Genomic DNA, 13968 nt, shown 5'->3' with positions numbered 1-13968 from the left:
ATATATATTTGATGGCACATTCGATTATATGGATTCGTACATATATCTTTTAACTTTTTCAATCTTCTTGGTAGGGAAAGTCTTAAATAGTTAAAAGAAAATAGCGCTTGAGTCTTTTCATTTATTTATGAGGACGAAAGAAAGAGGAAAGACATTCATAGGACTTAGTACAAATAGGATATATACCTATTGAGTTGATTTACTAATTATCATCACCAACTGGAGGACTCACTGATGAAGTCATTTTTCACAAGATATTCTCACTGGTTATTTCTATTCATTGTCGTTTTCAGCTTCTTTACAATGTTTATTGAATTTAAGGCTTCTACATTTGACATGATAGCGATTATGGCAGGAGCGATAGGACTTCTTTTCGTTGGTTATCTTACTTTTATTGTAGAGAAAAAAATCCGAAACCAGGGAAATCAAAACTAGCATTCCATATAAGGATAAGTGATGAAGGTGAAACAGAAAACTGATATCATAGTCAAAAGGAAGGTTGAATACTTTCCCTTTAAGAATGCTACAAAGGTAGATTATGTTTGTAATTCACCTCACCTGTGACCAAGGCTCTTCTCAATGCAGAATCATTAAACCTCTCACTTAGAGGTTTTTTATTTTTGGATCTTCAGGACAATATTTACTTCAGCAAAAAGGAAATAAACTTTTTATGTAATTTTCCACCATGACTGCAGCCAACACCTACAGCTTTCAATTCAGCTCCCCCAACTAAAAGACAAATGCCGTCAGATTTGTGTAGTAATCGACTCCCATATATGCTATCATTCTCTATGTTGCTGTTATCAATGTGCTAGCACTTTGATAACAACTGCTAGAATGCCGTCAGGAAAGGAAGTATCGTTACTGTGAGTGATCAAAACCGAATTCAGCTGAATGTCCGTATAAGTAAAGAAACGGCCGATATGCTTGAAGAAATTGTGGAATACTATCAGGAAAACACTAAGCTCGGAAGAATTTATAAGGGCGATGTGCTTACAGATATTATCGAAAAATCTCACGGCTTAATGGAAAAGCAAAAAGCCATTCAAAAAAGAAAATATTAAGATCACGATCGAATAAAGATCTTCTTTTAAATTGAAAGTAGGGACACAAAAGTGAAAAATTTTAGTTCGTTAGGTATCTCTGAAGCTGTCATTGAAAGATTGCAGAAACATAATGTCACAACACCGACCCCTATTCAGGAAAAAGCCATACCGGCTGTCATGCAGCTACAGGATGTCATCGCCCAGGCTCAGACAGGGACCGGGAAGACACTCGCCTTTATCCTGCCGATTATTGAAAAATTCAATTATGAGCAGAAAACAATCCAGGCACTGATTGTCACTCCGACAAGAGAACTCGCTCTCCAAATTACGGAAGAGGTCCGCAAACTCATCCGCCATATGGAGGGGATCAGTGTACTGCCGGTCTATGGCGGACAGGATGTCGAAAAGCAGCTGAATAAACTTAGAAAGAATGTCGGCATTGTCGTCGGAACACCAGGCCGGATTTTGGATCATATCGGCAGAGGAACCATTGACCTGTCTGACCTTAACACCCTCGTGTTAGATGAGGCCGATCAAATGCTTCACATCGGCTTTTTAAAAGAAGTGGAAATGATCATCAGGGAAACGCCGAAATCGAGGCAAACCCTTTTATTTTCTGCCACGATGCCTGATGAAATTAAAGTCCTCGCTAAGAAACATATGAAAAACCCCCAATATCTCAGTGTGGAACGAAAGCAGGGGCCTGCCAAGAGTGTTGAACAGCTAGCTGTCTTTGTCAATGACAGGGCCAAGCAGTCCACTCTTATCGAAATGTTAAAGGAATACCAGCCTTATCTTGCCGTCATCTTCTGCCGTACAAAACGCAGGGTGACCAAATTGTATGAGGCGTTGGCTTCACATGGTTTTATGTGTGATGAGTTACACGGAGATCTATCGCAGGCGAAACGTGAAAAAGTAATGAAACGGTTCAGGGATTCAGAATTTCAGCTGTTGATTGCGACCGATGTGGCTGCCAGAGGCCTTGATGTAGAAGGAGTCACTCATGTATTCAATTACGACATTCCGGAAGATGCCGACAGTTACGTCCATCGAATTGGAAGGACAGGAAGAGCAGGGGAAAAAGGCCTTGCCGTCACATTCTATTCTCCAGCCCAGAAGGATCAGCTGAATGAAATTGAAAAAGAGTTGAACATACGGCTTCCAAAACAAAATATCGGTAATACAATCGAGAGAAATGATAAAGACAGAAAGAAACCTAAAAAAGCCGCAGCTAAAAAACAGGCTCCTTCAAGAGCAAAAAAGAATAACGAAGATAGAAGAGGAAACAACAATAAGCAAGAAACTCAATCTCGCAAACCAAAAAGGAAGAAGCCTGCAGCATCTGATTCAACCCGTGGAAACAAAAAATCGACAACCACTTCAAATAAAAACAGAAAACGCTCAAACATGCTCGAAGCCAAAGATGTTAAACGTGGTTCGCTGCAGAAGTACGCTGATAAAAAGAAAACAGGCGGAGAAACCAAGAAACAAAGTTCCTCATCAAGCAGAAGGGGACGCAGCACTGCAACAGTAAAAAACAGGAGAAAGAAATAACACTGAAGAGTATACCGGTTTCCGGGTATACTCTTTTTATTTAACTAATTTTTCACAGCTTATGATTTAATCTATTAACATCATCGGCCACAGAGTGCTCCCGCGGTCCAGCGCTTATAACAATTAGTGACTTAATGAACAACAATTTTAAAGATCCTTCTCTGTTAACAAGTTGCAGATAGATTGTTTTTGCCGTCCACCCATGAAGAAAAGGAGAAAGTCTGTTAAAATAGGAATCTAGTAAATCAACAGGAGAGATTAACAATGAAATTAGTGTCTTGGAATGTCAACGGCATAAGAGCCTGTGTGAAGAAAGGGTTCATGGATTTTTTTCATGAAGTTGATGCCAATATATTTTGTATACAGGAATCTAAACTGCAAGAGGGACAGATTCAAATGGATCTGGAAAATTATCATCAATACTGGAATTATGCAGAGAGAAAAGGATATTCGGGAACAGCTGTCTTCACAAAACAACAACCGCTGTCTGTCTCGTATGGGATAGGAGACGATGAAAGTGAACCGGAAGGCCGTTCCATCACTTTGGAGTTTGAAGAGTTCTTTCTGCTGAATGTCTATACGCCGAATTCCAAGAGAGACCTTTCCAGATTAGAGGACAGGCTGAATTGGGAAGAGAGGGTAAGAGCGTACATCAAGGAGCTTGATGCCCAGAAGCCTGTCATCTATTGCGGCGATTTGAATGTCGCTCATAATGAATTCGACCTCCGCAATCCCAAATCGAATCAGGGGAATTCCGGATTCACTACTGAGGAAAGAGAGAAAATGAGCAGGCTTTTAAAGGAAGGCTTTGTTGATAGTTTCAGGTATCTCTACCCTGAAAAAGATCAGTCCTATACATGGTGGTCATATATGAGCAAGGTCAGGGAAAGAAATATCGGGTGGAGAATCGATTATTTTATTCTTTCTGATAGACTTAAAGACTTTTTGCAAGACGCCGGCATGCATACCGATGTTTTCGGAAGCGACCATTGTCCGGTTTATATTGAGATAGACTTGAAAAAATGATCTGTGCCTCCACAGATCATTTTTCATCAGGATAATCACAGTATTCAATGATGGTCCCTTCTGTATCAGCAGGGTTGAGGTAGATAAGGCGACGGCCGTGTTTATTGGTCCTAAGAGTATCCTCCAACGTCCGGATCCCTTGATTCTCCAGTTCAACCAGAGCTTCATCCAAATTGTCGACCCTGTAGGCTACATGATGCACACCTTTCCCTTTCTGCCTGATAAAACGGGCGATGGGGGAAGTGGTATTGTTGGTGGGGGAGAGCAATTCAAATCGGTCTCCATTCAATTCAATGACTGCAATTTCGCTCTCAACACCAACCGCTTCACTTCTGTATCTGTCGATCAATACACCTCCGAGCACACTCGTATAAATATGTATACTATTGTCCATATCCCTGACTGCTATGCCGATATGGTCCAGTTTCTTCTCCATAAAATCACTCCTTTACAACTCATTCTACTATAAGAAGTAATTCTTTAAAAAACAAGAGACTGCGTTTTTGCAGTCTCACATGAACTAGCAGCGCTTTCTGTACAGCAAAGCCTTGAAGGCCAGAAAAATAATGATTAAAGCAAAGATAATGATGACAATTACTGCGAATATTATTAAAAGCTTTACTAGCCCATACCCGAGAAAGGCTGCGGCTCCCGTAGATAAAACATATAGCAGAGCCAAACCTGCGCCTATTGCGGCCAAAAACAACAAAAGTAAATAGTACATAATGCTTCCCTCCTTTTCTAATAGATTATGAAACTCATTTGAGATTGCTTGGTTGTTTATCTACTAATTAGAAATTTAATTTCGTTTTTGAAGGAAATTCTGATAGATTGCACTTTTGTAAAGGGGATTGAGACACTGAGATACTATTTCTAGCAGAATTCTCGATTAATAACGTGCTAATTGGGCCAATGTGATGCTGTTTCCGAAGGGATGCTGGCCCATTTAGGAGCTAATCAGGCCAGTGTGATTCAATTTCTGAAGAGATGTTAGCCCATTTAAGAGCTAATTGGACCAGTGTGATTCAATTTCTGAAGAGTTGTTGGCCCATTTAGGAACTATTCGGGCCAGGGTGATTCAATTTCTGAAGGGATGTTGGCCCATTTAGGAGCTAATTGGGCCAAGGAGATGCAATTCCTGAAGGGATGTTGGCCCATTTAGGAGCTATTCGGGCCAGTGTGATTCAATTTCCGAAGGGATGTTGGCCCATTTAGGAACTATTCGGACCAGTGAGACGCTATTTCTGCAGAGATGTTGGCCCATTTAGAAGCTAATCGGGCCAGTGAGATACAATTTCTGAAGGGAAGTTGGCCCATTTTGGAGTTATCGGGCCAAGGAGATGCAATTCCTGAAGGGATGTTGGCCCATTTAGGAACTATTCGGGCCAGTGTGATTCAATTTCCGAAGGGATGTTGGCCCGTTTAGGAGCTATTCGGGCCAGTGTGATGCAATTTCAGAAGGGATGGTGGCCCATTTAGGAACTAATCGGGACAGTGGGATGCAATTTCAGAAGGGATGGTGGCCCGTTTAAGAGCTAATCGGGCCAGGGAGATTCAATATTCGAAGGGAAGTTGGCCCATTTACGAGCTAATCGGGCCAATGAGATTCAGTTTCCGAATGGATGCTGGCCCGTTTAGGATCTAATCGGGCCAAGGAGATTCTATTTCTGGAGAGATGTTGGCCCATTTAGGAGCTAATTGGGACAGTGGGATTCAATTTTCGAAGGGAAGTTGGCCCATTTAGGAACTAATCGGACCAATGAGACGCTATTTCTGCAGAGATGTTGGCCCATTTAGAAGCTAATCGGGCCAGTGGGATTCAATTTCAGTAGGGATGTTGGCCCATTTTGGAGTTATCGGGCCAAGGAGATGCAATTCCTGAAGGGATGTTGGCCCATTTAGGAACTAATCGGACCAGTGAGACGCTATTTCTGCAGAGATGTTGGCCCATTTAGGAGCTAATTGGGCCAGTGTGATTCAATTTCCGAAGAGATGTTGGCCCATTTAGGAGCTATTCGGGCCAGTGTGATTCAATTTTCGAAGGGATGTTGGCCCATTTACGAGCTATTCGGGCCAGTGTGATGCAATTTCAGAAGGGATGCTGGCCCGTTTAGGAGCTATTCGGGCCAGTGTGATGCAATTTCAGAAGGGATGGTGGCCCATTTAGGAACTAATCGGGCCAGTGTGATGCAATTTCAGAAGGGATGGTGGCCCGTTTAAGAGCTAATCGGGCCAGGGAGATTCAATATTCGAAGGGAAGTTGGCCCATTTACGAGCTAATCGGGCCAATGAGATTCAGTTTCCGAATGGATGCTGGCCCGTTTAGGAGCTATTCGGGCCAAGGAGATTCAATTCCTGAAGGGATGCTGGCCCGTAAAGAAGCTAACCGGACCAATAAAATGCAATATCCAATGAGTTATTGGTGCATAAACTAAGTAAGCGAACATTAAAAGATATAATTTCAGTCTTATAGCAGGCGGACTAATTATCATTGCCAGGGTAGCAGCCGTAAAAGGCGGTAGTGCTGGACGTTTCAGCAGACCCTCTTTCCGTAATAAACGATAAAAAAAACAACAAGCGGAACACTAAACCGCTTGTTGTTTTCGTATATATTTGCCCCCTGTTTACAAGGAGGTTTTTTCTTTCTGAGCAGGGAGTGGAGCTCTTTTCTCTCTTACTTTCCATGGTATTTGCTTGGATCAATTTTAAAAAAAGAGCCTTAAATAAAGAGCAGTCCGAGTGAAATCACAACTCCACTTACCAACAGCGTGATTGTACAGAAGCCCATGATATCTTTCGCTTTCAATCCTGCAATTGCAAGTGCAGGAAGTGCCCAGAATGGCTGAATCATATTGGTCCAGGCATCCCCCCAGGCAACAGCCATAGCCGTTTTTGCGGTTGATACACCCATTGTTTGGGCGGCATCCAGCATGACCGGCGCCTGGACAGCCCACTGACCTCCACCAGAAGGGACGAAGAAGTTGACAATTCCTGCACTGATGAATGCGAAGAACGGAAACGTAAATTCATTTGAAATGCTAACAAAGCCTTGGGACATGACAGCGGCTAACCCGGATGCCGTCATCATTCCCATAATCCCCGCATAGAAAGGGAACTGGATGATAATCCCGCTTGCCCCTTTCACCGCATCGAGGACGGATTCCAGAAAGCGCCTTGGTGTGCCATGGAAAAGAATCCCAAGAAATAAGAAAAGGAAGTTTACTATATTGAGATTTAGCGCAAATCCGTTTTGAACGAAATAATACACTAAGAAAGCAATTCCTAGAATGGCAGTCAAAAGTGAGACAATATAACTGTTTTCAAGACGGTCGGCCGGAGTATGCTCTATCGTTGTTGCTGCAGCCGTCTCTTCCTCCAATACCGACTGATCGACGGAGACAGTATCTTGTTTAGGTGGAATCATTAATCGGTTTAATATAGGGATGATAATAAAAAGAGCAAGAACAATCGTTACATTGAATGCGGCAAAAATCGTTTCACTAGTTGGGATAATCCCAATCAATTCCTGTGAAAAGTGTCCTTCTGTCGCAATGGTCAAAGGAATGGAACCTGAAAAACCACCATGCCAGACAATGAATCCGCTGTAAGCGCTTGCAATTAAAAGCCGATAATCGACATCTTTAACCTTCTTCGCCAATTCTTTGGCAAACAGGGCACCGATTACAAGGCCAAAGCCCCAATTCACCCAACTTGCAATGATGGAAACAACCGTCACAATAATAATCGCCTGTGCCGGGGACTTTGCTGTAGAGGCCAGTGCACCCAATCCTTTTTTAAAAACAGGACTGCTCGCCAATACATAACCCGTTACAAGCACCAGCACCATTTGCATGGAGAAAGCTAGTAAGTTCCAAAAGCCATCTCCCCAGTACTGGACCATGTTCATCACGGAACTGTCTGTGAAAATAAGTCCCATTCCTAAAACGATGAATGTCAAAATCACCACAAACAAAAATGGATCAGGCAGATAACGCTGCATAACCCTGTTGAAGAATGATATCAATCTTCCCATTTGAAATCCTCCTTTAATAATTTTGTCCTATCATCTACTAATATACTTAAATATTTACAATTATTCCATAAAAAAGAAGAAACAAAGGGGATTGATAGTATTAGAAGACGGTTTGCGTTACAATTTAACCAGAAGAAAAATAAACGGAGGCACCTATGGAAAATCATGATAAGCCACTGTCAGAAAATGAAGAAGATAAAGACCTTATAAATGAGGAACCTGATTTAGAAGATTTTTTATACGAAGAAGAAAAAACGCCTGCCAAGAGCAACATTCGATCCTGGCTTGCGAAAATGATTGCCTATGCCATAGCTCTGAGTCTTGTCGTGAGCGTTTTGGCCGTATGGGTACGGGTTTTCAACATGCCCTCATTCTCCTTCCTGCCTAAGTCAAACGAGCTTTCCAAAATTGAAAACATCCAGGATTACAAAAAAGCAGTTGTCACCATTGAAGGAAATGGAACCAAGGGAACGGGTTTTAATATTGCGGAAGAGGGGACAATCATCACCAATCACCATGTCATTGAAAATATGGCACCCATCACAGTGGTGTTTCCAAATGGGGAAATCATGAAGGCGGAACTTGTGGAAGACTACCCAGACCTTGACATTGCAGTCCTCGACGTTGACGGCGAGGAGATGCCCTATCTTCAAGTCCAGGAAGAAAGGAAGTGGAAGAGCGGGGACTCCATTTATGTCATAGGCAATCCGCTTGCCTACCATCAAATCGTCATGGAAGGTTCCATCACCAAAACAGGGCAAAGACTCTATCTTTCGGCACCTATTGAAAAAGGGAACAGCGGAAGCCCGGTCATTGATTCTAATGGAAAGGTGATCGGGGTTGTATATGCCATGACGATTCCTTCATTAGGAAGTCAGGAAGAACCGGAAGGGCTAGCTGTACCGGTTGACAGAATACCGACCCTTCCCTAAGCCCTACTTATTTACTTGAGAAATGACAAAAGCAAGTTCTTCATTTCCGTACATTTCTAACACAGCAAACAAGGAAGAGAGGGGGATCTCCTCTGATTCATCTTTAGGCATGGTTTTCTCTATCGCTTCTTTTAAAAGAGGATTTTCACCTTGCTGCGGATAAGCGCGGTAATATACCTCTGCGGGATCGAGGTCTTTGTTCATGCACCACTGAGCGAAAGCAAGGATCATCATTTTCTCGTCCTGCTGATATTTCTCAATAATCTCTTTTTCAGATGGCTGCCCATACATTTGGTTTCTCCTCCTTCATTATGTTTATTTCCGAAGTTTCCCGGGAAACCGCAGAAAGTGACAGTTTATATGTCGTTTATACATACTTCTTCTATATAATAAAATTTTAGGCAATGTTTGTCGAATAAGTGTATAATTGATGACGATTTACCAAAATTAACTTATAGAAAGATCGAAAGGAATGCAACATATATGAAAATAATAGGACATACAGTTGAAAAAATTGAAGATCCCACCGGCATCCTGACCGGAGAGCGTTATGAATATCTCTTGGATGTAGAAATTCCTGAGGATGATGAACTTTATACGGAAAACGGACTTATGATTAAAGTCATTTATGCTATCGACGAAAAAGGGGCCCGCGTTGCTCAGTATTACCTCATGGAAAAATCGACTGAAAAGTATTTTGACTTTGAACTTGAAGAAGAGGAAGAAGACTTAATCCGTACATATATTGCCGAACACCACGGAGAAAACGAACCAGAAGAAGCTTAAGAAACGGAAGGAGAATGCGAAATGGAAAGCGTTAAAGTAGGAGAAGTTTTTACATTGATTGATGAAGAGGACCAAGAACAGGATATCGAAGTGCTTGCGACCCTGACATTGGAAGGAAACGACTATGCCGCTGTTGCCTTTGCAGACGATGTAAGGGAGCAGTCACAGGAAGATATGGATATTTTCTTCTTGAAAGTGGACTCTGAAGGTGATCTCACAGGGATAGAAAGTGATGAGGAGTTTGCGAAGGTGTCAACAGAGTTCGCCAAGAATATGGGGCAGCTCTAAATAAACTTTTAGTGCTTCATATTATATGTGAAGCACTTTTTTGTTAGCTATTGTTTAGTGGAGGTTCATTATGAGAAACTTTTTAACGCTTTCTTGAGGCTAGGGTACTTCATGAACGACTCATAAGACACTTTTTCTCGTTTTTTCAATGTTAGGGGGTCTCATGAACGCTTCATAAGACACTTTTTCTCGTTTTTTCTGAGTTAGGGTGTCTCATAAACGTTTCATAAGACACTTTTTCTCGTTTTTTCTGAGTTAGGGTGCCTCATGAACGATCCATAAGACACTTTTTCTTGTTTTCTCAATGTTAGGGGGTCTCATGAACGTGATTAAGTAGACATTAACCCCACCGGAAACATAATTCTGACTTCTCAAATATCCAATTAAGGGTCTGGTAATGAATCTCTCCTGCCGGCTCATTTTCTTTACAGACGATCGTTACCCTGTTAAATTAGATACATTATCAACCAAGAAAGAAGCGTGGAGAGGGTGTCTAAATGGGGGTTATACCTATTATTGTTTTTACTGATGGTCGTTTGGGGCTTCAATGTTTCGGCCATTAAGATTCTTGTTACTTATTTTCCACCGGTATTGATACAAGGTGTTCGTGTAATGATGGCCGGGATGGCAGTCATTCTTTTTTTGCTTTTGAGGAAAAGTTTTCATAAGCTCCCCCGAAAGAGTTTTATGGGATTGTTGCTTGCAGCTTTGTTTGGTGTTCTGGGTCATCATTTGTTTCTTGCAATTGGCCTTACCGCGACCACTGCGACGAATGCCGGACTTATTTTGGGGCTGATCCCTTTATCAACTTCCGTTATGGCTATGATTTTCTTAAATGAACGTCTTACCATTATTAAAGGAGCCGGGATCCTTACTGCTTTACTGGGAGTCTATCTTATTGTTATGAATGAAAAAGGCACTCTTTCCGGACTATCTATTGGAGACCTTTATATTCTGGGGGCTGTCCTGACACAGGCTGCGAGTTTTATTCTGATCAAAAAGTTAAGTGTCAGTATCGATTCCAGGCAGATGACGGGAATGATGCTTTTGATGGGCTCTGTTCTGTTAATTGCCGCCAGCTTCTTTATCCCTGATAACGAGACGGTCTTCTCTATGGATAAGCCGGCATTTGTCTGGTGGACCCTGATAGGATCCGCTATCCTTGCAACCGGGCTTGGACACATGCTGTATAATTACAGCATCCATAAATTGGGTGCAGGTTCAACTTCTATTTTTATTAATTTGACGCCATTCTTTTCAATAGTAGGCTCATCTTTATTCCTAGGAGAGCAGATTCTCCTAAAACACTTTATAGGATTTTGTTTTATTGTGTTTGGAGTCCTTCTGGGGACAGGGACTTTCCGGGTACTTATGAAATTGCGCAAGAAACAGCATCCTTTATCAGCTTAAAGTTAATTAAAAAAGGAGCCGAATTATGATTGTTCTACTTCTTCTGCTACTAACAGGAGCTCTTATAGCAGGTTTTATTCAGAAATATATTCTTCGTATTAAAGAGCCGGAAATAGAGGGACTATGGCAGGAACTAGAAGAGCAGGACTGGTACAAAGAATTGAAAGCACAACCTGATATCCACGAATTTCTACAAACATCAAAACGGGAAGGCTTGTTAAACGATCCATATTATGTGCGAAAAATAATGGACAATGAAGGCCATAGAATCGGTTTCATCAATTATGTAAAGGAAAAGACAGCGGAGTAAGCTACCGCTGTCTTTCTTACTTCACTGCCCAGAAAAGATTTTTCTCATTTTCTTCCTTTTGCTTAATAACATCAGAGATGGCTCTCGTCAAACTGTGTTCTCCCTCTGCATCATGACCTGCTTCCCAGAGCATCATCCCGCCAAACTCGTTGTTTAGAGCCAAATCGGTTTTTCTCTGGATTGTATTTTTGCCATTGTAGTGATACGTGATCCCGTCAATTGTGATAGCATCTCTGCCAGCATTCTCGATTCCTTTTTTTATAATGGCAGAATAAGAGATTGCTGATTTGGAAGCATCTTCAGGCTGCGCGTAAAAGGGTACTCCAAGGACCAGTTTATCCTTAGAGAGTCCGTGAACGTCAAATAGTTCACTCCAGTAACGGACGACGTTTTCCGTGTAGGGATAAGGGGAGAGGTTCGCTGCGTTGTACCCTCCATCCCAATGGCCGTCGTAAGCCATTATATTGACATAGTCCACATCCTCGAACATCGAAGTTTTAAAGATGACCGACTTATTTTCCTGCCCAGTGACACTGTCGACTTTCGCGTAAACAGCAATGGACAGCTCTTTATCTATCGCTTCAAGTTTTGTATTTAATTCTTTTATAAAAACTGCTAAATGTTCTGCATCATTTTGTGAGCGCGGATGTTCAAAATCAATGTCAATTCCATCCAGGCTCTCCTGCTGAACAATCGTAATCAATTGATCGACCAGCTTTGTTCTTGGTGTCTCATTGGATATCGCTTCTTTAAAGTATGGGTAAGATTCACCGCCATTAATATGAAACCAGCCTCCGACTGCAAGCAGGACTTTTGCGTCTTGTGCATGTGCCAGCTTTACCGTTTTGCGAAGGTTTTCCCATGCATAATTTCCGCTCATTCGCACTTCACCATTTGTCAATGGATGGGCAAACGAAAAAATAACATGTGAGAGATGCTCATATTCCGTTTTTTCCGGATCATGAAAATCTTGAACATACCCCATTAATACTTTGGAAGGGGCTGGATTCTTCAAGGGCACTTCCTTGGTCATCTCCTTAATATCCGCGGTACGCGAATGGTGAAGTTCAGGGTTTACCGGAAAAGATTTTGCTTCTATATAGGCAATTCCAGCGTAAAAGCCGCCGGCGAATGTAAAAGTGAGCACAAGTGTCAACAACACAATAAGTTTTTTCATCGATGACATGCCTCCTGTCAGACTTCAACTCTTAAAAGTTTAACAGAAAACTAGTGCGTTGGATGCTGGTAATATAAGCCTGAAAATCCATGACAATTCATTAAAACTTCAGCCTTTCGGATGAGAGTCTGCAGGTTGGGGAAGAGGAACTCTGCTGGGCGAGCGCAATACATCATTTGGGGCCTCTTGAGGCAATGACCTACCGCGCGGGCCGAGCGACCCTCATCTTATTATTTGTATGTTGTAATGATGTAACTCGCTGAACAAGCGACCCTCATCATTTTTGGTTTTTGTTGAAATGATGTACTTCGCTGAACGAGCGCCCCTAATCATTTTGTATTTTTGATGAAATGATGTACCTCGAATAATTTTCTGCCCCAAGCAACACGGTTTTTTGGAGCATAGCTTTATAAGGTGAATGGCAGAAAAACTCTATTAATCTGCAAGTTGTGTTATTCACATCTGCAGATGACTCCAAAGTTGGATCTATTCATTTAAAGGAGTTTTCCCCTTATATATAGAAGAGTTCTAATAACCGAATTAAACGGAGTTGTAACTAATGATTAAACACTATACTCCTTCAGATTTTTCTGCTGTTGATGAATTTTTTTCAACCATTGATACCGGCTATAAAGTTATAAATATAGAAGAAATTGAAAGGGATGCCGGCTTCTTCATTCTTTACGTAGAGGGAGAGGTGAAGGGTGCTGCATATGCAGTTTTGTCGGTGAATGAGAGCGGAGAAAAGCAGGCGGACCTTACTATTTACGTGAAACCTTCTTACCGCAATAAAGGAATCGGGACCGAGTTGTTTCGTGAATTATCAGCTTATGCTGAAAGAGAGAACCAGGACGTCCTTACATATCATTTACAAGTGGATAACGGGATGAGCCCTTCTTCTTTTTGCCGGAAAAATGGATTGAAAAAGTGGTGGGGCTCAGCGGGTCTGTTTTATAAAGGAAGCTCATTACCAGAACCAGAAGCAGAGTTTGAGCTTTATAACGATAAACACTTCGACCAATTTGTGAAAGTCGTTCAGGACTGCTATTATCACATCCAAAAATCAAACGATCTGAAACCATATCTCGCTTCCCCGGAAAGTGTGAGGACCTATCAATTGAGAGATCCGGAGAATGTCTATGTACTCATGGACGGAAATCAAATTATGGCGTCTGTTTCCATCGGTAAAGGTGAGGTGGTTAATTTAATGGTTTCCCCTTACTATCAAGGGAGAGGACTGGGAAGGCAAGCGCTTCAGTTTGCGGTGAACAGTATGCTTGAACAGGGGTATGAGGAAATCCGTATTAGCTATATGGATAACAATACAGCAGCTGAAAATTTATATTACAGTACTGGCTTCAAGTTTCTTCAGCATACTGAGGTCTATCGTAAATATATCAATTGAA

Annotated in this window: 15 protein-coding genes; 10 read left to right on the top strand and 5 right to left on the bottom strand. The window is 41.8% G+C overall.

Annotated elements, in window-relative coordinates; genetic code table 11:
* Window positions 1–234: 234 nt before the first annotated feature.
* The 4 genes from V1502_RS09560 (at window position 235) to V1502_RS09545 (ending at window position 3626) form a co-directional block, all read left to right on the top strand.
* A complete protein-coding gene (locus V1502_RS09560; RefSeq protein WP_409254122.1) occupies window positions 235–435 on the top strand; it encodes a hypothetical protein in 201 nt (66 codons plus the stop codon).
* Between the two features lie 431 nt (window positions 436–866).
* Window positions 867–1064 (top strand): hypothetical protein, encoded by a 198-nt coding sequence (locus V1502_RS09555; RefSeq protein ID WP_409254121.1) that lies wholly within the window; start codon window positions 867–869, stop codon window positions 1062–1064.
* 51 nt (window positions 1065–1115) lie between these two features.
* The gene (locus tag V1502_RS09550) at window positions 1116–2600 is read left to right on the top strand and encodes a DEAD/DEAH box helicase (RefSeq protein WP_409254120.1); all 1485 of its coding nucleotides are present in this window, start codon (window positions 1116–1118) and stop codon (window positions 2598–2600) included.
* A 264-nt stretch (window positions 2601–2864) separates the two neighbouring features.
* Window positions 2865–3626: an exodeoxyribonuclease III gene (locus V1502_RS09545; RefSeq protein WP_409254119.1), complete on the top strand. Its 762-nt coding sequence runs from the start codon at window positions 2865–2867 to the stop codon at window positions 3624–3626.
* Window positions 3627–3642: 16 nt separating this feature from the next.
* Here V1502_RS09545 and V1502_RS09540 read toward each other — a convergent pair whose 3' ends face one another.
* The 3 genes from V1502_RS09540 to V1502_RS09530 form a co-directional block, all read right to left on the bottom strand.
* The gene (locus tag V1502_RS09540; protein ID WP_409254118.1) at window positions 3643–4062 is read right to left on the bottom strand and encodes a VOC family protein; all 420 of its coding nucleotides are present in this window, start codon (window positions 4060–4062) and stop codon (window positions 3643–3645) included.
* An 84-nt stretch (window positions 4063–4146) separates the two neighbouring features.
* Window positions 4147–4350, bottom strand: a complete 204-nt coding sequence (locus tag V1502_RS09535) for a hypothetical protein (protein ID WP_409254117.1) — start codon at window positions 4348–4350, stop codon at window positions 4147–4149.
* Window positions 4351–6345: 1995 nt separating this feature from the next.
* Window positions 6346–7659: a short-chain fatty acid transporter gene (locus tag V1502_RS09530; protein ID WP_409254116.1), complete on the bottom strand. Its 1314-nt coding sequence runs from the start codon at window positions 7657–7659 to the stop codon at window positions 6346–6348.
* 155 nt (window positions 7660–7814) lie between these two features.
* Here V1502_RS09530 and V1502_RS09525 point away from each other — a divergent pair, with 155 nt between their 5' ends.
* Window positions 7815–8591 carry a S1C family serine protease gene (locus V1502_RS09525; protein ID WP_409254115.1) on the top strand — a complete coding sequence of 259 codons (777 nt, stop codon included), beginning with the start codon at window positions 7815–7817 and terminating at the stop codon, window positions 8589–8591.
* 3 nt (window positions 8592–8594) lie between these two features.
* On the opposite strand, the gene V1502_RS09520 is transcribed toward V1502_RS09525, so the two are convergent.
* On the bottom strand, window positions 8595–8882 hold the full coding sequence (locus V1502_RS09520) for a hypothetical protein (RefSeq protein ID WP_409254114.1): 288 nt from the start codon (window positions 8880–8882) through the stop codon (window positions 8595–8597).
* A 192-nt stretch (window positions 8883–9074) separates the two neighbouring features.
* On the opposite strand from V1502_RS09520, the gene V1502_RS09515 reads away from it, so the two are divergent.
* The 4 genes from V1502_RS09515 (at window position 9075) to V1502_RS09500 (ending at window position 11385) form a co-directional block, all read left to right on the top strand.
* The gene (locus tag V1502_RS09515; RefSeq protein ID WP_409254113.1) at window positions 9075–9377 is read left to right on the top strand and encodes a DUF6509 family protein; all 303 of its coding nucleotides are present in this window, start codon (window positions 9075–9077) and stop codon (window positions 9375–9377) included.
* Between the two features lie 21 nt (window positions 9378–9398).
* Window positions 9399–9665 carry a DUF1292 domain-containing protein gene (locus V1502_RS09510; protein ID WP_409254112.1) on the top strand — a complete coding sequence of 89 codons (267 nt, stop codon included), beginning with the start codon at window positions 9399–9401 and terminating at the stop codon, window positions 9663–9665.
* A gap of 516 nt (window positions 9666–10181) precedes the next feature.
* Window positions 10182–11075 carry a DMT family transporter gene (locus V1502_RS09505; protein ID WP_409254111.1) on the top strand — a complete coding sequence of 298 codons (894 nt, stop codon included), beginning with the start codon at window positions 10182–10184 and terminating at the stop codon, window positions 11073–11075.
* 25 nt (window positions 11076–11100) lie between these two features.
* Entirely contained in the window at window positions 11101–11385 is a 285-nt protein-coding gene (locus V1502_RS09500) for a hypothetical protein (RefSeq protein ID WP_409254110.1), read from the top strand.
* A gap of 16 nt (window positions 11386–11401) precedes the next feature.
* On the opposite strand, the gene V1502_RS09495 is transcribed toward V1502_RS09500, so the two are convergent.
* Window positions 11402–12562 (bottom strand): glycoside hydrolase family 18 protein, encoded by a 1161-nt coding sequence (locus V1502_RS09495; RefSeq protein ID WP_409254109.1) that lies wholly within the window; start codon window positions 12560–12562, stop codon window positions 11402–11404.
* Between the two features lie 559 nt (window positions 12563–13121).
* Between V1502_RS09495 and V1502_RS09490 the strand changes: the two genes are divergently transcribed.
* Window positions 13122–13967, top strand: coding sequence for a GNAT family N-acetyltransferase (locus V1502_RS09490; RefSeq protein ID WP_409254108.1), 846 nt, complete (start codon window positions 13122–13124; stop codon window positions 13965–13967).
* The last annotated feature ends 1 nt before the right edge of the window (window position 13968 follow it).

This window comes from Rossellomorea sedimentorum, from assembly GCF_046237645.1.
GTDB lineage: Bacteria > Bacillota > Bacilli > Bacillales > Bacillaceae_B > Rossellomorea > Rossellomorea sedimentorum.
This window is presented reverse-complemented; position numbering and strand designations above follow the sequence as displayed.